This window comes from Escherichia sp. WS3227_2 (assembly GCF_046486495.1).
GTDB classification, from domain to species: domain Bacteria; phylum Pseudomonadota; class Gammaproteobacteria; order Enterobacterales; family Enterobacteriaceae; genus Escherichia; species Escherichia coli.
Genome location: NZ_JBJQLG010000016.1, coordinates 66863 through 87940, shown reverse-complemented (window position 1 = coordinate 87940; position 21078 = coordinate 66863). Strand labels below are relative to the sequence as shown.

17 protein-coding genes are annotated in these 21078 nt (G+C 52.4%); 4 read left to right on the top strand and 13 right to left on the bottom strand.

Annotated elements, in window-relative coordinates:
* Positions 1 to 4: 4 nt before the first annotated feature.
* From nuoI to lrhA, 9 genes are all read right to left on the bottom strand, one after another.
* Positions 5 to 547, bottom strand: a complete 543-nt coding sequence (gene nuoI, locus ACJHXB_RS20355; RefSeq protein WP_000172749.1) for an NADH-quinone oxidoreductase subunit NuoI — start codon at positions 545 to 547, stop codon at positions 5 to 7.
* A gap of 14 nt (positions 548 to 561) precedes the next feature.
* Positions 562 to 1539 carry an NADH-quinone oxidoreductase subunit NuoH gene (gene nuoH, locus ACJHXB_RS20350; protein WP_000118507.1) on the bottom strand — a complete coding sequence of 326 codons (978 nt, stop codon included), beginning with the start codon at positions 1537 to 1539 and terminating at the stop codon, positions 562 to 564.
* Complete coding sequence (gene nuoG / locus ACJHXB_RS20345) at positions 1536 to 4262, bottom strand: NADH-quinone oxidoreductase subunit NuoG (RefSeq protein ID WP_001296257.1); 2727 nt, start codon at positions 4260 to 4262, stop codon at positions 1536 to 1538. The genes nuoH and nuoG overlap by 4 nt, the downstream gene beginning before the upstream one ends.
* A 52-nt stretch (positions 4263 to 4314) precedes the next feature.
* Positions 4315 to 5652 carry an NADH-quinone oxidoreductase subunit NuoF gene (gene nuoF, locus ACJHXB_RS20340; RefSeq protein WP_000789500.1) on the bottom strand — a complete coding sequence of 446 codons (1338 nt, stop codon included), beginning with the start codon at positions 5650 to 5652 and terminating at the stop codon, positions 4315 to 4317.
* Positions 5649 to 6149, bottom strand: a complete 501-nt coding sequence (nuoE, locus tag ACJHXB_RS20335) for an NADH-quinone oxidoreductase subunit NuoE (protein ID WP_000545042.1) — start codon at positions 6147 to 6149, stop codon at positions 5649 to 5651. Before nuoE ends, nuoF begins: the two co-directional genes overlap by 4 nt.
* Positions 6150 to 6151: 2 nt before the next feature.
* Complete coding sequence (gene nuoC / locus ACJHXB_RS20330; protein WP_000247867.1) at positions 6152 to 7954, bottom strand: NADH-quinone oxidoreductase subunit C/D; 1803 nt, start codon at positions 7952 to 7954, stop codon at positions 6152 to 6154.
* Positions 7955 to 8047: 93 nt separating this feature from the next.
* Positions 8048 to 8710 (bottom strand): NADH-quinone oxidoreductase subunit NuoB, encoded by a 663-nt coding sequence (gene nuoB, locus ACJHXB_RS20325; RefSeq protein WP_000386733.1) that lies wholly within the window; start codon positions 8708 to 8710, stop codon positions 8048 to 8050.
* A gap of 15 nt (positions 8711 to 8725) precedes the next feature.
* Positions 8726 to 9169, bottom strand: a complete 444-nt coding sequence (gene nuoA, locus ACJHXB_RS20320; protein WP_000062997.1) for an NADH-quinone oxidoreductase subunit NuoA — start codon at positions 9167 to 9169, stop codon at positions 8726 to 8728.
* A gap of 629 nt (positions 9170 to 9798) precedes the next feature.
* Positions 9799 to 10737 (bottom strand): transcriptional regulator LrhA, encoded by a 939-nt coding sequence (gene lrhA / locus ACJHXB_RS20315; protein WP_000622290.1) that lies wholly within the window; start codon positions 10735 to 10737, stop codon positions 9799 to 9801.
* A gap of 919 nt (positions 10738 to 11656) precedes the next feature.
* Here lrhA and alaA point away from each other — a divergent pair.
* Together alaA and yfbR are read left to right on the top strand one after the other, a co-directional pair.
* The gene (gene alaA / locus ACJHXB_RS20310) at positions 11657 to 12874 is read left to right on the top strand and encodes an alanine transaminase AlaA (RefSeq protein ID WP_000074527.1); all 1218 of its coding nucleotides are present in this window, start codon (positions 11657 to 11659) and stop codon (positions 12872 to 12874) included.
* 83 nt (positions 12875 to 12957) lie between these two features.
* Positions 12958 to 13557 (top strand): 5'-deoxynucleotidase, encoded by a 600-nt coding sequence (yfbR, locus tag ACJHXB_RS20305; RefSeq protein ID WP_000813854.1) that lies wholly within the window; start codon positions 12958 to 12960, stop codon positions 13555 to 13557.
* A gap of 58 nt (positions 13558 to 13615) precedes the next feature.
* On the opposite strand, the gene ACJHXB_RS20300 is transcribed toward yfbR, so the two are convergent.
* From ACJHXB_RS20300 to yfbV, 4 genes are all read right to left on the bottom strand, one after another.
* A complete protein-coding gene (locus ACJHXB_RS20300) occupies positions 13616 to 15448 on the bottom strand; it encodes an SLC13 family permease (protein ID WP_001012899.1) in 1833 nt (610 codons plus the stop codon).
* A gap of 86 nt (positions 15449 to 15534) precedes the next feature.
* Positions 15535 to 16185, bottom strand: a complete 651-nt coding sequence (hxpA, locus tag ACJHXB_RS20295) for a hexitol phosphatase HxpA (protein WP_001203389.1) — start codon at positions 16183 to 16185, stop codon at positions 15535 to 15537.
* A 10-nt stretch (positions 16186 to 16195) separates the two neighbouring features.
* Positions 16196 to 16690: a YfbU family protein gene (locus ACJHXB_RS20290; RefSeq protein ID WP_000426124.1), complete on the bottom strand. Its 495-nt coding sequence runs from the start codon at positions 16688 to 16690 to the stop codon at positions 16196 to 16198.
* 81 nt (positions 16691 to 16771) lie between these two features.
* Positions 16772 to 17227: a terminus macrodomain insulation protein YfbV gene (gene yfbV, locus ACJHXB_RS20285; protein ID WP_185172377.1), complete on the bottom strand. Its 456-nt coding sequence runs from the start codon at positions 17225 to 17227 to the stop codon at positions 16772 to 16774.
* Positions 17228 to 17564: 337 nt separating this feature from the next.
* Between yfbV and ackA the strand changes: the two genes are divergently transcribed.
* The gene (gene ackA / locus ACJHXB_RS20280) at positions 17565 to 18767 is read left to right on the top strand and encodes an acetate kinase (protein ID WP_000095707.1); all 1203 of its coding nucleotides are present in this window, start codon (positions 17565 to 17567) and stop codon (positions 18765 to 18767) included.
* 74 nt (positions 18768 to 18841) lie between these two features.
* A complete protein-coding gene (pta, locus tag ACJHXB_RS20275) occupies positions 18842 to 20986 on the top strand; it encodes a phosphate acetyltransferase (RefSeq protein WP_000086716.1) in 2145 nt (714 codons plus the stop codon).
* Positions 20987 to 21078: the final 92 nt, after the last annotated feature.

Below are 21078 nucleotides of genomic sequence, written 5' to 3'. Positions count from 1 at the left end.
CTCCTTACGGTAACAGGCTCTTGACGTCGATAGGCTTGGCTTCGTTCTCTGCTTCGCCCTTATCTTTGCCGTCGATTGCCATACCTGCCATCCGGTAGAAGTTATATTCCGGGTATTTGCCCGGACCGGAGATCAGCAGATCCTCTTTCTCGTAAACCAGATCCTGGCGCTTGTATTCCCCCATTTCGAAATCCGGGGTTAACTGAATCGCCGTGGTCGGACAGGCTTCTTCGCACAGGCCACAGAAAATGCAGCGTGAGAAGTTGATGCGGAAAAATTCCGGATACCAGCGACCGTCTTTGGTTTCTGCTTTTTGCAACGAGATACAGCCGACCGGGCAGGCTACCGCACAGAGGTTACAGGCTACGCAACGCTCTTCGCCGTCCGGATCGCGGGTCAGAACGATACGACCACGATAACGGGGCGGCAGATAGACCGGCTCTTCCGGGTACATTCGCGTTTCGCGTTTGGCGAACGCGTGCAGGCCGATCATCCAGATACTACGAACCTGGGTGCCGAAACCTACTAACAATTCTTTTAAGGTCATGGTCTTATTGCCCCTTATTGCGCCTGCCAGAGAATGACAGCCGCCGTTACCAGCAAGTTGATCAGCGTCAGCGGCAGGCAGATTTTCCAGCCGAAGGACATTACCTGGTCATAACGCGGACGCGGTAACGACGCACGAATCAAAATGAACATCATCATAAAGAACGCGGTTTTCAGCGCGAACCAGATGAATGGCGGTAACAACGGGCCTTGCCAGCCACCGAAGAACAGCGTCACCATCAATGCAGAGATGGTCACAATCCCGATGTACTCACCCACGAAGAACAGACCGAACTTCATACCGGAATATTCAATGTGGTAACCATCCGCCAGTTCCTGCTCGGCTTCCGGCTGGTCAAACGGGTGACGGTGACACACCGCCACGCCCGCGATGGCAAAGGTAATAAAACCAAAGAATTGCGGGATGACGTTCCACACATGCGCCTGGCTGTTGACGATGTCGGTCATGTTGAATGAACCGGCCTGCGCCACCACGCCCATCAGGGAAAGCCCGAGGAACACTTCGTAGCTCAGAGTCTGCGCAGAAGCACGCATCGCCCCCAGCAACGAGTATTTGTTGTTACTTGACCAGCCCGCAAACAGCACCGCGTAGACCGCCAGACCGGCCATCATCAGGAAGAACAAAATCCCGATGTTCAGGTCGGCAACCACCCAACCTGGGCTGACTGGCACAATCGCAAAGGCCAGCAGCAGCGAGGTAAAGGCAATCATCGGTGCCAGGGTAAAGATGACGCGATCCGAGAATTTCGGGATCCAGTCTTCTTTAAAGAACATCTTGATCATGTCCGCAACCAGCTGGAGCGAACCGCCCCAGCCAACACGGTTAGGTCCGTAACGGTTCTGGAACAGACCCAGCAGGCGACGTTCGCCAAAGCTCATGAATGCCCCACAGGTGACAACCACCAGCAGGATCACCACCGCTTTGAGGATGGTCAGCAGGATCTCAATCAGTTCCGGTGATATCCAACTCATTGTTGTGCCTCCTTGAGATCCTCAAGATGCGCGCCAGCCAGCACCGGAGCAATGCCGGACATACCCATCGGCAAGCCCACCTGCCCTGCCGTCAGCCCTTCGGCGATTTCAACCGGCAGAGTGACCGTGTTGCCATCGTAGCTAAAGGAGACGCGAGTGCCCGCGTTCACACCCAACTTCGCGGCATCCGCCGGGTTAAGTTTGATGTACGGCTGTGGCATACGGCTCTGGAAAACCGGAGCACGCTGTGACAATTCATCGCTGCCAAACAGGTGGTAGTACGGCGCGATACGCCATTTCCCGTCTTGCGGCTGGAAGCGTGCCGGTACGCTGGTGAAGTAATCCAGACCATTTTCGCTGGTTTCAAACAGACGCACGCCTGGATCGCCAAAGCGCAGTTTGCCGCCCACTTCGTCCTGGAATTTGTTCCACGCCTGCGGGGAGTTCCAGCCCGGTGCCCAGGCAAACGGCACTTGCGAACGGTGCGCGGTCGGCTGGTTGTTACCTTCCATCGAGAAGGTGAACATGGTGTCAATATCCTGCGGCTGACGCGGCTCATGAACGCTGATGTTGGCGCGCATGGCGGTACGACCGCTGTAACGGTGCGGCTCACGGGCCAGTTTCTGCCCACGAATACGGAATGTCGCATCCGGCGCAGCATCTTTGATACCTGCCAGTTCCGGGATTTTCGCCACAACAGCGTCAATCACGTGGTCGAGCTGCGTCCAGTCCACTTCACGGCTCAGCAGGGTGCTGTGCAGCGAGTGTAACCAGCGCCAGCTTTCCAGCATGACAGTTTTGCTGTCGTAATAAGCCGGATCGTAAACCTGGAAGAAACGTTGGGCGCGACCTTCATTATTAATTACCGTACCGTCGCTTTCAGCAAAGCTGGCGGCGGAAAGTACCAGATGGGCGTTTTCCATAATCGCTGTGCGTTGATGGTCAACCACCATCACCAGCGGCGCTTTCGCCAGCGCAGCATTCACGCGGGTAGCGGAAGCGTGACGATGCAGATCGTTTTCCAGCACCACCACCGCGTCGGCGCGTCCGGTTTCCAGTTCGGTTAACGCTTCTTCAAGCGATCCACCGCCCATAATGCCCAGCCCCATGCTGTTGACGGAACGGGCAATCATGGTGATACCGACGTCAGCGCCGCGACCTTTCAGGGCTTTTGCGACGTTAGCCGCCGCCTGAATAACTTCAGCGCTGCCGGCGTTCGTCCCGGAGATAATCAACGGTTTCTTCGCCCCCGCCAGAGCCTGCACGATGACGTCGATTTTGCTTTGCAGCTCAGGTTCGATACCGTCAACCGCTGGTGCTGAGTTGTCCAGCGCATGGGCGATGGCAAAACCTAAACGCGCCTGATCTTCAACCGGTGCGCGGTAAGTCCACGCCGCGATATCATCCAGACGGGTGTCATCAACGTTGGTAACAAACAGCGGATGCTTCGCTCGTTGGCCAATATTGAGGATTGCCGCAATCTGCCAGTCAGCCACTTTCTGTGCTGCCGCCATTTCGCGCGCTTTACCTTTCACCGCCTGACGCACTGCCAGCGCGACACGCGCCCCGGTCTGGGTAACGTCTTCGCCCAGCACCAGTACCGCATCGTAAGATTCGATTTCGCGCAGTGCCGGCGTATAAATACCACCTTCACGCAGCACTTTCAGCGCCAGCTGCAGACGCTCCTGCTCACCGTGAGCGATACCGGTGTAGAAGTTTTCTTCGCCCACCAGCTCACGCAGCGCAAAGTTGCTTTCCACGCTGGCACGCGGAGAACCAATGCCGATCACTTTCTTCGACTGACGCAGAATATCTGCCGCGCCCTGCATTGCCTGTTCGGCGTTGAGGGTAATGAAATCATCGCCACGACGCTGTACTGGCTGACGCGGACGATCTTTCAGGTTGACGTAACCGTAACCGAAACGACCACGGTCGCAGAGGAAGTAGTGGTTTACTGTACCGTTGTAACGGTTTTCGATTCGACGCAGTTCGCCATAACGCTCGCCGGGGCTGATGTTACAGCCGATGGAACATTGCTGGCAGATGCTCGGCGCAAACTGCATATCCCATTTACGGTTGTAACGCTCGGAGTGCGTTTTGTCGGTGAATACGCCGGTCGGGCAAATCTCGACCAGATTACCGGAAAATTCGCTTTCCAGCGTGCCGTCTTCCGGGCGACCGAAGTAGACGTTGTCGTGCGCACCGTAAACGCCCAGGTCCGTGCCGTCAGCGTAATCTTTGTAGTAACGCACGCAGCGGTAACAGGCGATGCAGCGGTTCATTTCGTGAGAGATGAATGGCCCCAAATCCTGATTACGGTGGGTACGTTTGGTGAAACGGTAGCGACGGAAGCTGTGTCCGGTCATCACGGTCATATCCTGAAGATGGCAGTTACCGCCTTCTTCACATACCGGACAGTCGTGCGGGTGGTTGGTCATTAACCACTCGACCACACTTTCACGGAACTGTTTCGCTTCTTCATCGTCAATGGAAATAAAGGTGCCATCGGAAGCCGGTGTCATACAGGACATCACCAGGCGACCACGCGTGTCTTCCGCGTTTTGGTATTGCTTCACCGCACACTGGCGGCAAGCACCGACGCTTCCCAGCGCCGGATGCCAGCAAAAGTAAGGAATATCAAGGCCCAGAGACAGACAAGCTTCCAGCAAGTTGTCCGCTCCGTTGACCTCGTATTCTTTGCCGTCTACATGAATTGTAGCCATTAGCATGCTTCCAGTTTTCTCAGTCAGAGACTGAGCGTTAATCGAAATTCGGTTACCAGCGCTCTTTCAGCAGGTTCGGCTGAATCCCATTAATCAAATGGGTATTGCTGAACGGCTGTTTGATTCCCGCCTCAAATTCTTCGCGGAAATATTTGATGGCGCTCTGTAACGGCTCCACTGCACCAGGTGCGTGGGCACAGAAAGTTTTACCCGGGCCTAAGAATCGACACAGTTGCTCAAGTGTTTCGATATCGCCCGGCTGACCTTCGCCACGCTCCAGCGCACGCAGAATTTTCACGCTCCACGGCAGACCGTCGCGGCACGGCGTACACCAGCCGCAGGACTCACGGGCGAAAAACTCTTCCAGGTTACGCACCAGCGACACCATGTTGATCTCATGGTCAACCGCCATCGCCAGCGCCGTACCCAGACGGCTTCCCGCTTTACCGATACTTTCGAATTCCATCGGCAGATCAAGGTGCGCTTCGGTCAGGAAGTCGGTACCCGCGCCGCCTGGCTGCCAGGCTTTGAATTTCAGACCGTCACGCATACCACCGGCGTAATCTTCGAGGATCTCGCGTGCGGTGGTGCCGAATGGCAGTTCCCACAGGCCCGGATTTTTCACCCGACCGGAGAAGCCCATCAGCTTGGTGCCAGCATCTTTACTTTTCGAGATGTTCTGATACCACTCCACGCCGTTAGCGAGGATCGCCGGAACGTTACACAGGGTTTCGACGTTATTGACACAGGTCGGTTTGCCCCATGCACCGGAGGTTGCCGGGAATGGTGGCTTCGAGCGCGGGTTAGCGCGACGCCCTTCCAGGGAGTTGATTAACGCTGTTTCTTCCCCGCAGATGTAGCGCCCTGCCCCGGTATGGACGAACAGTTCGAAATCGAAACCTGTTCCCATAATGTTTTTGCCAAGCAGGCCTGCTTCGGTGGCTTCGGCAATGGCACGGCGCAGATTCACTGCCGCTTCGATATATTCGCCGCGCAGGAAGATGTAGCCACGGTACGCTTTCAGCGCAAACGCGGAGATGAGCATACCTTCCACCAGCAGGTGCGGCAGTTGTTCCATCAGCAGGCGGTCTTTATAGGTGCCCGGCTCCATTTCATCCGCGTTACACAGCAGGTAACGGATGTTCATGGATTCGTCTTTCGGCATCAGGCTCCACTTCAGACCAGTCGAAAAGCCCGCGCCGCCGCGCCCTTTCAGACCAGCGTCTTTTACCTGATTAACGATTTCGTCCGGAGACAGCCCGGTCAGCGCCTTACGCGCGCCTTCGTAACCGTTTTTGCTGCGATATTCGTCCAGCCACACTGGCTGTTTGTCATCGCGCAGACGCCAGGTCAGCGGATGCGTTTCGGGAGTTCGGATAATGTTTTTCATTTATACCGCTCCAGCAGTTCAGGAATCGCTTCCGGGGTCAGATGCGCGTGAGTGTCCTCATCGATCATCATGTTTGGCCCTTTATCACAGTTCCCCAGGCAGCAAGTTGGCAGCAGCGTAAAGCGACCGTCAAATGTCGTTTGCCCTGGTTTGATGTTCAGCTTTTTCTCGAGCGCCGCCTGAATACCCTGATAACCGTTGATATGACAGACCACGCTGTCGCAATAACGGATCACATGGCGACCAACCGGCTGGCGGAAGATCTGGCTATAAAACGTTGCCACACCTTCGACGTCGCTCGCCGGAATACCCAGCACATCGGCGATCGCGTGGATCGCGCCATCCGGCACCCAGCCACGCTGCTTCTGAACGATTTTCAGCGCTTCAATGGACGCCGCACGCGGGTCTTCGTAGTGGTGCATTTCGTGCTCAATCGCTTCACGCTCTGCCGCACTCAGCTCAAAAGCCTCGGTTTGTGGTTGTTGATTCTCGTGCATAATTAGCGGTCCACATCTGACATAACAAAATCGATACTGCCCAGATAAACAATCAGGTCAGACACCAGGCTGCCGCGGATCGCCGCCGGAATTTGCTGCAAATGCGCATAACTCGGCGTACGGATACGGGTGCGATAACTCATGGTGCTACCGTCGCTGGTCAGGTAGTAACTGTTGATCCCCTTGGTCGCCTCAATCATCTGGAAAGATTCATTGGCTGGCATCACCGGACCCCACGACACTTGCAGGAAGTGGGTGATCAGGGTTTCGATATGTTGCAGCGTGCGCTCTTTCGGCGGCGGCGTGGTCAGCGGGTGATCCGCTTTGAACGGGCCTTCCGGCATGTTGTTGAGGCACTGCTCAAGAATGCGCAGACTCTGGCGCAGCTCTTCCACTTTCAGCATTACGCGGGTGTAGCAGTCAGAAACACCACCACCCACCGGGATTTCAAAGTCGAAGTTTTCATAGCCAGAATAAGGACGCGCCTTACGCACGTCGAAGTCGATCCCGGTGGCGCGCAGGCCCGCGCCAGTGGTGCCCCACTCCAGCGCCTCTTTCGCGCCATAGGCGGCAACGCCCTGGGAACGACCTTTCAGAATGGTGTTTTGCAGCGCCGCTTTCTCGTAAGACGCCAGACGTTTCGGCATCCAGTCGAGGAACTCACGCAGCAGGCGATCCCAGCCGCGCGGCAGGTCGTGCGCTACGCCGCCAATACGGAACCACGCCGGGTGCATACGAAAACCAGTGATTGCTTCCACCAGATCGTAAATTTTCTGACGATCGGTAAAGGCGAAGAACACTGGCGTCATCGCGCCGACGTCCTGAATAAAGGTGGAGATATACAGCAGATGGCTGTTGATGCGGAACAGCTCAGAAAGCATTACGCGAATGACGTTAACGCGATCCGGCACGGTGATCCCGGCCAGTTTCTCTACAGCCAGCACGTAAGGCATTTCGTTAACGCAGCCGCCGAGGTATTCGATACGGTCGGTATACGGAATGTAGCTATGCCAGGACTGGCGCTCGCCCATTTTCTCCGCACCACGGTGGTGGTAGCCGATGTCTGGTACGCAGTCGACAATCTCTTCGCCATCGAGCTGCAAAACGATACGGAAAGCCCCGTGCGCCGACGGGTGGTTCGGGCCGAGGTTGAGGAACATGAAGTCCTCGTTTTCGGTTCCGCGCTTCATCCCCCACTCTTCCGGTTTGAAGGTCAGGGCTTCCATCTCCAGATCCTGTTTGGCTTTGGTCAGCTCAAACGGCGAGAATTCGGTAGCGCGCGCCGGGTAATCTTTACGCAGCGGGTGACCTTTCCAGGTTTGCGGCATCATGATGCGGCGCAGGTTCGGGTGACCGTCGAAAGTAATGCCAAACAGATCCCAGGTCTCACGCTCATACCAGTTAGCGTTCGGGAACAGTTTGGTGAAGGTCGGTAAGTGCAGGTCGTTTTCTGCCAGCGCCACCTTCAGCATGATGTCGCGGTTACGATCGATAGAAATCAGATGGTAGAAAACGGAAAAATCCGCGGCAGGTAACCCTTCGCGGTGTGTGCGCAGACGTTCGTCCATGCCGTGTAAGTCAAACAGCATGACGTAAGGTTTCGGCAGTTTCTTTAAGAAATCGCCAACTTCCAGTAATTGTTCACGCTTGATCCACACAACGGGAACCCCGGTGCGAGTCGCCTGAACAGTAAAGGCATCCGGCCCAAAACGGTTGCGCAGTTCGCCAATCACCGGATCATCAAGATGATCGCGGGTCTGCCAGGCGGGTTCTTGCGCGGTTAAGTCGGTCATATTGTTCACCATTGCAAATGGTCCGTGGTGACTGTCGGCGCAGTAAGCTTCGCGAAATAGATTTAGGAATAAGCGAAGAAAAATCCCTTTGCCGACAGGCGCAAATTAAATCTCGTCAGGTGTACGCAGGTTGGTTACGGCAATGCGTTCACCGCGCTTGCGTTCGCGCTCTGATTGCATGTTGGCGCGATAAACGCCCTGATCGCCAACCACCCAGGAGAGCGGACGACGTTCTTTACCGATAGATTCCTGCAACAGCATCAGTGCCTGCATGTACGCTTCAGGACGCGGCGGGCAGCCCGGGATATACACATCAACCGGGATAAATTTATCGACGCCCTGCACAACGGAATAAATATCGTACATACCGCCGGAGTTGGCACAGGCCCCCATTGAGATAACCCATTTTGGTTCCAGCATCTGGTCATACAGACGCTGAATAACCGGTGCCATTTTGGTAAAGCAGGTTCCTGCAACGACCATCAGGTCAGCCTGACGCGGCGAAGCTCGCAATACTTCTGCGCCAAAACGCGCCACGTCATGCACCGCGGTAAACGAAGTCACCATCTCAACGTAACAGCAGGAAAGACCGAAGTTATACGGCCAAATTGAGTTTTTACGACCCCAGTTAACCATGTCATTGAGCTTGCCCATAAACACGTTTTTGTTAACTTCTTGCTCCAGAGGGTCGGTTACGATCTCCTGCTTTTGCAGGGGGTAACGGTCGTTCTCACCGTTGGGATCTATGCGGGTGAGCGTATAATCCATCTTAATGCCTCGCGGTTAGCGTTGACGATTAGCGATACTGTTCGTTTCCGGGTTCATACGCTCGCGGCGTGAACGCGCGGGCGTCCAGTCCAGCGCGCCAATACGCACCAGATAAACCAGACCTGCCAGTAACACAAAAATAAAAATTGCAGCTTCCACAAAGCCTACCCAGCCGCTTTCGCGGATAGAGGTTGACCATGCGAACAGATACAGCGCTTCAACGTCGAAGATAACGAAGAACATGGCCACCAGATAAAACTTGGCGGACAGGCGTAAGCGGGCGGAGCCGACCGAGTCGATACCGGATTCAAACGGCACGTTTTTCGACCTCGCGCGTGCGCGACCGCCTAAAAACCAACCGCCTACCAGCATCAGGCAACACAGGCCAATGGCAACGATAAGAAAGATAGCGAATGCCCAGTGATGAGCGATGACTTCAGTGGATGTTGACATACTCATTGCTTACTCATCAAAAGTAGCGCCAGATTCACTGCTCTTCACGGCAGATGGACGCCACATCGATTCATGGGGAGGAATAAAAAAAACCTTACAATCACTGTAGAAATTCTTTTATACAGCTAATTGATGTGGTCTTTTACTCCTTTCTATAACCTTTTGTCAACTTTAACAAAAGTTTCTTCACATTAGTTTACATAATATCAACACCATTAGCATTTAATGCCCTTTCACCCCAGATCCTTGACGACTCCAGGATAATTAGATGTTGTTGAATCGTGTCCGTTGTGAAGCAATGGAAAAAATACGGGTCTATTTTGACAGGAATTTGTGTCGATTCCTCCCCCCAAAAGAGAGTATTTTCTTGATCTGTGACACGCTTTTGTCATTCCATAACAAAAACGCAGCAACAAATTTACGTATTTTTTAACATCATTGTAGCAGGTGATTTTTTTCAGGCGATTATTTGTGCGTTCGGGACGTGAATCTCTGGTGATTGAAAAATGAACAGTTTTGTACGTTCTGCACGATACGAGGAAGGCTTTTTACTAAAAAAAAGCCGCTGGGGTTTAAAACACCCCCAGCGGCTCGTTTTTACACTATTGTCTCAGAAATTATCTATGGTCCGTCGATTACTCGATATCCCTTTCAATCAACAATGAGTCATCGCCTTCCGGAGCAGACATTGGGCTGTATTGCCACGGATTATGGTAGCTCTCCATCGCCTGATAGATCACCTGGGCCAGCTCATTATTACTGGACGGGTCATAGCACAGCAAATATTCGGTATCGGGTAGCGGCGGTAAGCCATCTACTCCACTCAGCACACGCAGGTCTGGACTCATCATCTCGACCGGCCTTGCCGTCACGCCAAGACCGGCTTTTACTGCCGCACGAACTGCCGGAAGCGTCGAGGCGACATAAGCCAGTCGCCATGGAATATCTGCTTTATTAAGCGTCGCCAGCACCATATCGCGAAACGGGCTAGGATCATCCAGCAATACAAGAGGGATCGGCTCGCCTTTTTGCAATACGTATTCCGCTGCGCAGTACCAGTGTGTTGGCGAGGTACGCAGGTTCAATGCCTTAAACGTTGAAGGACGATGGGTGGTTACCATCAAATCCACTTCCTGGGATTCCAGCATTTCTGCCATATAGGCATTACGTTTAACGCGGACATCCAGCGCTAGTTTCGGATAAACCGAACTCACGCGATTTAACAGGAAAGGTAAGATCGTATCGGCAGATTCATCTGAAGCACCGATAGTTAACACGCCCTGAAGATTACTGAACATTAATGATGAGCAGGCCTCATCATTAAAACGCAGAATTTTTCTGGCGTAACCAAGAAGTTGAATGCCATGTTCAGTTAACAGTTTGTTGCGACCGTGACGAGCGAACAGTTCTTTCCCAACAAGTTGTTCCAGACGCTGCATTTGCTGACTTACGGCGGACTGAGTACGACACACAGCGGCAGCTGCGGCAGCAAAAGTGTTCAGATCGGCAACAGCAACAAATGTTCTCAGCAGATCGAGGTCGAGGTTAATTATCGGACGATTTGCACTTATCATATATTATCACTTACTGGCGGCTCATACTGAGCTGGTTAATGCTGTGCACACACAAACAAGCAATTCCATTTGTAATGTGCCTCCCTGGCAGTTTCATCCGGAACCCGGACGAAAGTAAAAATGCATATGAGTTGCACTAAAAAAGCGACTCACATTGTTCCGTTATAATGCCTGAAGTAGATCACAGAATATATCTTCAGGAATCGCATATCTATTAAGTTACTCACTCTTTTGTATTTATGACATGCGCGTGTTTGTATAAATGTAAATGTGAGTCCTTGTTCCACTCTCGTGCAGCATCGCTGGTCATACGCGAACACGTACAAACAGCAATGGTGAGGCGGCATCAAGAGCAGGGATCCGTCATTTATGCGAGCATTTTACCCCAAAAACCTTTTATTTATAAGGGTCATTGCGAATTATCTGATGCAAAGTTATGTTATGTTAGGCAAAGTAATCTTCTATTATTAATAAGCACAACAAAACCTTTTTGAATATTAAATAATAATTAATTAGCATCATCCTCATTCATTAATCCCGCTTAACAATAGTTTCACACCTTGCACCCATTACGACACCTCGGAAATCATCACGCTGTTAAACTCTCCGTAATGCGGAAATATCATCATCACGATTCATTAGTGAATTCTTAAACGAGGCATTTTCAAACAATTATCTTACAGATAAAAAAACCACACTCACAATTAAGAATCAGAACAATTCACTACATAACATTAATTACTAAGCATATACACCTCATTATTTTGCCATTATTAAGTTATTAACAGCACAATCGAGTCTTCCCCTCTGGCAAAATCTTATTCTGCAGACCTTCAAAACGCCGTCCTGGGGGAGTACATTGTTCTAAGCTGACTTCCACGGCAGGGAGTGGCGATAACAGCAAAAAAGGTCAAGATTCATGTCCCCCATTGAAAAATCCAGCAAATTAGAGAATGTCTGTTACGACATCCGTGGTCCGGTGCTGAAAGAAGCAAAACGCCTGGAAGAAGAAGGTAACAAGGTACTGAAACTGAACATCGGCAACCCTGCCCCGTTCGGTTTTGACGCGCCAGATGAAATCCTCGTTGACGTGATTCGCAACCTGCCTACCGCTCAAGGGTATTGCGATTCCAAAGGGCTTTACTCCGCGCGTAAAGCCATCATGCAGCACTACCAGGCTCGTGGCATGCGTGATGTTACCGTGGAAGATATTTACATCGGCAATGGTGTATCGGAGCTTATCGTTCAGGCAATGCAGGCATTGCTGAACAGCGGCGACGAAATGTTGGTTCCTGCACCTGATTACCCACTATGGACCGCGGCGGTTTCGCTCTCCAGCGGTAAAGCGGTGCATTATCTTTGCGATGAATCCTCTGACTGGTTCCCGGACCTTGATGATATTCGCGCTAAAATTACGCCTCGTACGCGTGGGATCGTTATTATCAACCCAAATAACCCAACTGGCGCGGTATATTCCAAAGAGCTTTTAATGGAGATAGTGGAGATTGCACGTCAGCATAATCTCATTATCTTCGCCGATGAAATTTATGACAAAATTCTCTACGACGACGCTGAGCATCACTCAATTGCGCCGCTGGCACCTGATCTGCTGACTATTACCTTTAACGGACTGTCGAAAACGTACCGCGTTGCTGGCTTCCGTCAGGGGTGGATGGTGTTGAACGGGCCGAAAAAACACGCCAAAGGTTACATCGAAGGTCTGGAAATGCTGGCCTCAATGCGCCTGTGTGCTAACGTTCCTGCGCAACACGCCATTCAGACTGCACTAGGCGGTTATCAGAGCATCAGTGAATTTATTACTCCCGGCGGGCGTCTTTATGAGCAGCGTAACCGCGCGTGGGAATTGATCAACGATATTCCGGGCGTTTCCTGCGTGAAACCGCGCGGTGCGCTGTACATGTTCCCGAAAATCGACGCCAAACGCTTTAATATTCACGACGATCAGAAAATGGTGCTGGATTTCCTGTTGCAGGAAAAAGTTCTGTTGGTGCAAGGGACGGCATTCAACTGGCCGTGGCCGGATCACTTCCGCATTGTCACGCTACCGCGTGTCGATGATATCGAGCTGTCTTTGAGTAAGTTCGCGCGTTTCCTTTCTGGTTATCATCAGCTGTAATCTTAATTTCACTGCCGGAGATTGCATCCGGCAGTGTTATCCCGCCACAATGACCTGATGATGTCATCATACGTAAGGTCACTATGAAACAGAGCCATTTTTTTGCCCATCTCTCCCGTCTGAAACTCATTAACCGCTGGCCGCTGATGCGCAACGTGCGGACTGAAAATGTGTCCGAACACAGTTTGCAGGTAGCGATGGTCGCCCATGCGCTGGCAGCTATCAAAAATCGGAAATTTGGCGGTAATGTCAACGCCGAACGTATCGCTTTACTGGCGATGTACCACGATGCCTCAGAAGTGCTTACCGGCGATCTCCCTACCCCGGTGAAATACTTCAATTCGCAAATCGCTCAGGAATACAAGGCTATTGAAAAAATCGCTCAGCAAAAACTGGTCGATATGGTTCCGGAAGAGCTGCAGGATATTTTTGCGCCGTTAATTGACGAGCATGCATATAGCGATGAAGAAAAATCGCTGGTGAAACAGGCAGATGCACTGTGTGCATATCTGAAATGTCTGGAAGAACTCGCGGCGGGAAATAATGAATTCTTGCTGGCAAAAACGCGACTGGAAGCGACGCTTGAAGCGCGCCGCAGCCAGGAGATGGACTACTTCATGGAAGTCTTTGTTCCCAGCTTCCATCTTTCGCTCGATGAGATTAGCCAGGATTCACCGCTGTAAGCAGCCGGAGTCTGCGTCGCATCAGGCAATAAGCGCCGGATGCGACATCAGGCTCTTGTCAAAACGGAAACAGCATCGGGATCATCACCACACAAACCGCCATCACGATAATGGTGAACGGTACCCCCAACTTCACAAAGTCACTGAAGCTGTAATTTCCCGGGCCTAAAACCAGTGTGTTTACCGGTGAAGAAACCGGTGTCATAAAGGCGGCGGATGCTGCCATCGCCACGACCATCGCAAATGGATAAGGCGACACACCCATCGTTTTGGCAGCAGCCAGCGCAATCGGAGCCATCAACACCGCCGTTGCGGTATTAGAGATAAATAGCCCAATAACCGCCGACAAGACAAACAAACAACCCAGCATCATATGTGGCCCGTAACCGCCGCCAATGTCCATCAGCCCTTTCACCGCCAGCGCGACACCTCCCGTTTTCTGTAATGCCACAGCAAACGGCATCATCCCAACGATCAAAATAATGCTCGGCCAGTGAATGGATTTATAGGCGCTTTCAGCATCGATACAGCGGAATTTCCCCATCAGCAGGCAGGCGATGATAGCGGCAACAGGATTAGGGATTTCATCGGTCAGCATTAACGCCACCATTAGCACCAGACAGAAAATCGCATGGGGTGCCTGGCTGTGCGCGGGCGATGCTTCACTCACCTCTTCCGGTAAGTTCAGCGCAACGAAGTCGCGGCCCTGTTTGGCCAGCATACCGATCAGTTTCCAGTTACCCACAACCAGGATGATATCGCCCAGCAGCAGAGGCTCATCCGCCAGCGAACCTTCCAGCGCCACGCCATTGCGCTTTAGCCCCACCACATTCAGTCCGTAGCGGGTACGAAAACCAATTTCGCGCACCGATTTACCAATCAGTTCTGACTCAGGAATTAATGAAATCTCTGCCATGCCCACATCAAGGGCCTGGTCAGAAAAATACTCGCCGCGCAGTACCATCGGCTCCAGCAATTGCTCACTACAAAATTGCCGGAGATCGACATCAGCCGCAGACATATCAATAAGCAAAACGTCACGCGCGCGAAATTCAGAAACCCCATTAACGTTCACGATAACGCGACGAAAACGCCGCCAGCGTTCTACACCGATGACGTTAGCGCCATAACGCTCACGTAATTTGAGATCGTCCAGCCGTTGACCAATCATTGGCGAACCGGGGCGAATAGCCAGACGACGCGCACGCCCGGTCAGTCGATATTCACGGATAAGATCGCGAAAGGTTCGACGCGTCCAGCCTTCGCGCTGTGGGGTCTGGGTATCCCCTTTCAGCATGAAACGCATCACTAACATATACAAAATACCCAGCACCAGCACGACCAGGCCAATAGGTGTTACGCTAAAGAAACTAAAACCATGATAGCCTTCACGCAGCAATTCACTGTTGACTACCAGGTTCGGCGGCGTCGCCACCAGCGTCATCATGCCGCTAATCAGCCCGGCAAAACTTAACGGCATCATCAGGCGCGACGGCGACGTTTGCATACGCATGGCAACGCTTAACACCACGGGAATAAAGATAGCGACAACGCCGGTTGAACTCATAAACGCGCCAAGCCCCGCGACGGTCAGCATCAACAAAACCAACATTTTGATTTCACTGTTGCCCGCCACTTTGACCAGCCATGTCCCCATTACAGTGGCAACACCGGTACGGACCAAACCATCGCCAATAATGAACAAGGCGGCAATCAGGACAACGTTAGGATCGGAAAAGCCGGAAAATACTTCGGGGACCGTCAGCGTTCCGCTTAATGCAAACGCGACAATAACAAACAAAGCGACCGCATCCATACGCACTCTGCCCGTCGCAAACAAGACGATGGCAACGGCCAGTAATGAAAGAACCCAAATCAATTCACCGTTCACAACTTATCCTTGTTAATTGAGGGGGATGACTTGATTCTGCCATAAAAAAGCCCCGACGAGACGGGGCTAAATCATGATCAGGTGTTTCACTGAATAATAACATCGCCATTTGGCTGTTTGGTCACAGTAATTTGCTCCAGACTGTGGAGGACCAAATCGACCTCATTCAGGCGCGGGGTATCTGCCGGAGCGTTAACCGCAATGACATGACAACCCGCCGCCAGGCCTGAAAGCACGCCAGCGGGAGCATCTTCCACCACCACACACTCCTGCGGCGCAAGCCCCAGCAGCTGCGCACCTAACAGATACGCATCAGGTTCTGGTTTTCCGCGCTTCACTCGCTCAGCGGTTACAAACACCTCTGGTGCGGGAAGCCCAGCTATTTTATGGCGCGCTCGCGCTACCGGCATGGAGCCAGAAGTCACAATGGCCCACGGAATACCTGCTTTATTCAAATGATTGAGTAAGGCGATTGCCCCCGGAAGCGCGGTAATACCTTCGGTTTCCGTGGCCTCGATGTGCTCCAGACGCGTAAACTCGGCGGCAATATCAGCCTCGGATTTGCCCGCCATAAAATGGCGCAGAGAGGTGATCGCCTGTTTACCGTGAATGAAAGCCAGCACCTCTTCCGGCGCTAACCCATGACGTCTGGCCCAGTTGCTCCACGCCCGCTCTACCGCAGGCAGGGAATCCACCAGCGTTCCATCAAGATCAAACAGAAAACCTTTGCACCGCACGCGGACCTCCTCAGGCGTTGATAATTTGATTAATTTCGTTGGCGCTCAAATGGTACTGACGCGGGCAGGCATGCCACACATTAAGCATGCGCTGATATTTTTCCCACATTGGCGTCTGGGCGTTAAAACCGTGAGTTCCGGCGTCAAAATGGGTATAGCGCCCTTCCACATTAACCATAAAGCGGACATAACCGAGGTAACGTGCTTCAGTGGCGGCGTCAAAGCCGAGGAAGGTGACACGACGTTCATCGATGGATTGCTGGTCCTGCAAATTAGACCAGGAAACATGCAACGCATGATACATCTCCATAATGTCGATGATAGTGCGGCAGGTTTCTTCTTTCAGCTCGCCAAACTCGCGATCCAGTTCACGCATCTGTAATCCATAACCACGCTCAATGATTGTTTGCAGGCGACGGTAACGTTCAGCATTTGCCGGATCGAGCATAGTCATCATCTTGTACTGGTTAGACAAAATAAGACGTTGCGCGTTGGTCATTTCCATTGTTGACTCCTGTATCACTCTATTACGGTGAAAAAAAGAAGGCTGAGTATGCCTTCTTTTATATGCGTAATCAGGGGTCAATTACAAATCATCAAGGAAAGTTTTATCCAGTTGTTTGAAGGCGCGCTTAAGCGTGTCAGCTAATGCCTGGTAATCAGGCTTGCCTTCAACGGGTGCCAACACCTGTCCAGACTCCTGCAATTTACCGCGAACTTCATAAAACCAGTTAAGGATTGCAGGGGGTAATGGCGTTACAGAACGTTTGCCCAGCCACCACAATCCCTGCATGGGTAAACTTAAAGCGAACAGCGCAGTGGCAACTGCCGGCCCAAGCTGACCGCCCAGGGCAATCTGCCAGCAGAGAGTAAATACGGCGATCGGCGGCATAAAACGGATCGCATAACGCGTCATCTTGATAACGCGATTTTCGACAAAGACCGGGGCAAGGCGTTTTTCCAGCGGCCACGTCTTTGAGTAATACTGTCCCCGGCGAAACAAGCTAAAAAAATTAACAGAACGATTATCCGGCGTTGACATGCTTCACCTCAACTTCACATATAAAGATTCAAAAATTTGTGCAAATTCACAACTCAGCGGGACAACGTTCAAAACATTTTGTCTTCCATACCCACTATCAGGTATCCTTTAGCAGCCTGAAGGCCTAAGTAGTACATATTCATTGAGTCGTCAAATTCATATACATTATGCCATTGGCTGAAAATTACGCAAAATGGCATAGACTCAAGATATTTCTTCCATCATGCAAAAAAAATTTGCAGTGCATGATGTTAATCATAAATGTCGGTGTCATCATGCGCTACGCTCTATGGCTCCCTGACGTTTTTTTAGCCACGTATCAATTATAGGTACTTCCATGTCGAGTAAGTTAGTACTGGTTCTGAACTGCGGTAGTTCTTCACTGAAATTTGCCATCATCGATGCAGTAAATGGTGAAGAGTACCTTTCTGGTTTAGCCGAATGTTTCCACCTGCCCGAAGCACGTATCAAATGGAAAATGGACGGCAATAAACAGGAAGCGGCTTTAGGTGCAGGCGCCGCTCACAGCGAAGCGCTCAACTTTATCGTTAATACTATTCTGGCACAAAAACCAGAACTGTCTGCGCAGCTGACTGCTATCGGTCACCGTATCGTACACGGCGGCGAAAAGTATACCAGCTCCGTAGTGATCGATGAGTCTGTTATTCAGGGTATCAAAGATGCAGCTTCTTTTGCACCGCTGCACAACCCGGCTCACCTGATCGGTATCGAAGAAGCTCTGAAATCTTTCCCACAGCTGAAAGACAAAAACGTTGCTGTATTTGACACCGCGTTCCACCAGACTATGCCGGAAGAGTCTTACCTCTACGCCCTGCCGTACAACCTGTACAAAGAGCACGGCATCCGTCGTTACGGCGCGCACGGCACCAGCCACTTCTATGTAACCCAGGAAGCGGCAAAAATGCTGAACAAACCGGTAGAAGAACTGAACATCATCACCTGCCACCTGGGCAACGGTGGTTCCGTTTCTGCTATCCGCAACGGTAAATGCGTTGACACCTCTATGGGCCTGACCCCGCTGGAAGGTCTGGTCATGGGTACCCGTTCTGGTGATATCGATCCGGCGATCATCTTCCACCTGCACGACACCCTGGGCATGAGCGTTGACGCAATCAACAAACTGCTGACCAAAGAGTCTGGCCTGCTGGGTCTGACCGAAGTGACCAGCGACTGCCGCTATGTTGAAGACAACTACGCGACGAAAGAAGACGCGAAGCGCGCAATGGACGTTTACTGCCACCGCCTGGCGAAATACATCGGTGCCTACACTGCGCTGATGGATGGTCGTCTGGACGCTGTTGTATTCACCGGTGGTATCGGTGAAAATGCCGCGATGGTTCGTGAACTGTCTCTGGGCAAACTGGGCGTGCTGGGCTTTGAAGTTGATCATGAACGCAACCTGGCTGCACGTTTCGGCAAATCTGGTTTCATCAACAAAGAAGGTACCCGTCCTGCGGTGGTTATCCCAACCAACGAAGAACTGGTTATCGCGCAAGACGCGAGCCGCCTGACTGCCTGATTTCACACCGCCAGCTCAGCTGGCGGTGCTGTTTTGTAACCCGCCAAATCGGCGGTAACGAAAGAGGATAAACCGTGTCCCGTATTATTATGCTGATCCCTACCGGAACCAGCGTCGGTCTGACCAGCGTCAGCCTTGGCGTGATCCGTGCAATGGAACGCAAAGGCGTTCGTCTGAGCGTTTTCAAACCTATCGCTCAGCCGCGTACCGGTGGCGATGCGCCCGATCAGACTACGACTATCGTGCGTGCGAACTCTTCCACCACGACGGCCGCTGAACCGCTGAAAATGAGCTACGTTGAAGGTCTGCTTTCCAGCAATCAGAAAGATGTGCTGATGGAAGAGATCGTCGCAAACTACCACGCTAACACCAAAGACGCTGAAGTCGTTCTGGTTGAAGGTCTGGTCCCGACACGTAAGCACCAGTTTGCCCAGTCTCTGAACTACGAAATCGCTAAAACGCTGAATGCGGAAATCGTCTTCGTTATGTCTCAGGGCACTGACACCCCGGAACAGCTGAAAGAGCGTATCGAACTGACCCGCAACAGCTTCGGCGGTGCCAAAAACACCAACATCACCGGCGTTATCGTTAACAAACTGAACGCACCGGTTGATGAACAGGGTCGTACTCGCCCGGATCTGTCCGAGATTTTCGACGACTCTTCCAAAGCTAAAGTAAACAATGTTGATCCGGCGAAGCTGCAAGAATCCAGCCCGCTGCCGGTTCTCGGCGCGGTGCCGTGGAGCTTTGACCTGATCGCGACTCGTGCGATCGATATGGCTCGCCACCTGAATGCGACCATCATCAACGAAGGCGACATCAATACTCGCCGCGTTAAATCCGTCACTTTCTGCGCACGCAGCATTCCACACATGCTGGAGCACTTCCGTGCCGGTTCTCTGCTGGTGACTTCCGCAGACCGTCCTGACGTGCTGGTTGCCGCTTGCCTGGCTGCCATGAACGGCGTAGAAATCGGTGCCCTGCTGCTGACTGGCGGCTACGAAATGGACGCGCGCATTTCTAAACTGTGCGAACGTGCTTTCGCTACCGGCCTGCCGGTATTTATGGTGAACACCAACACCTGGCAGACTTCTCTGAGCCTGCAGAGCTTCAACCTGGAAGTTCCGGTTGACGATCACGAGCGTATCGAGAAAGTTCAGGAATACGTTGCTAACTACATCAACGCTGACTGGATCGATTCTCTGACTGCCACTTCTGAGCGCAGCCGTCGTCTGTCTCCGCCAGCGTTCCGTTATCAGCTGACTGAACTTGCGCGCAAAGCGGGCAAACGTATCGTTCTGCCGGAAGGTGACGAACCGCGTACCGTTAAAGCAGCCGCTATCTGTGCTGAACGTGGTATCGCAACTTGCGTACTGCTGGGTAATCCGGCAGAGATCAACCGTGTTGCAGCGTCTCAGGGTGTAGAACTGGGTGCAGGCATTGAAATCGTTGATCCAGAAGTGGTTCGCGAAAGCTATGTTGGTCGTCTGGTCGAGCTGCGTAAGAACAAAGGCATGACCGAAACCGTTGCCCGAGAACAGCTGGAAGACAACGTGGTTCTCGGTACGCTAATGCTGGAACAGGATGAAGTTGATGGTCTGGTTTCCGGTGCTGTTCACACTACCGCAAACACCATCCGTCCGCCGCTGCAGCTGATCAAAACGGCTCCGGGCAGCTCCCTGGTATCTTCCGTGTTCTTCATGCTGCTGCCGGAACAGGTTTACGTTTACGGTGACTGTGCGATCAACCCGGATCCGACCGCAGAACAGCTGGCAGAAATCGCGATTCAATCCGCTGATTCCGCTGCGGCCTTCGGTATCGAACCGCGCGTTGCTATGCTCTCCTACTCCACCGGGACTTCTGGTGCTGGTAGCGACGTAGAAAAAGTTCGCGAAGCAACTCGTCTGGCGCAGGAAAAACGTCCTGACCTGATGATCGACGGTCCGCTGCAGTACGACGCTGCGGTAATGGCTGACGTTGCGAAATCCAAAGCGCCGAACTCTCCGGTTGCTGGTCGCGCTACCGTGTTCATCTTCCCGGATCTGAACACCGGTAACACCACCTACAAAGCGGTACAGCGTTCTGCCGACCTGATCTCCATCGGGCCGATGCTGCAAGGTATGCGCAAACCGGTTAACGACCTGTCCCGTGGCGCACTGGTTGACGATATCGTCTACACCATCGCGCTGACTGCGATTCAGTCTGCACAGCAGCAGTAATCTCGTCATCATCCGCAGCTTTGCGCTGCGGATATCTGAACCGGAAATAGTGACTATTTCCGGTTTTTTATTCTCTTAATTTGCATTAATCC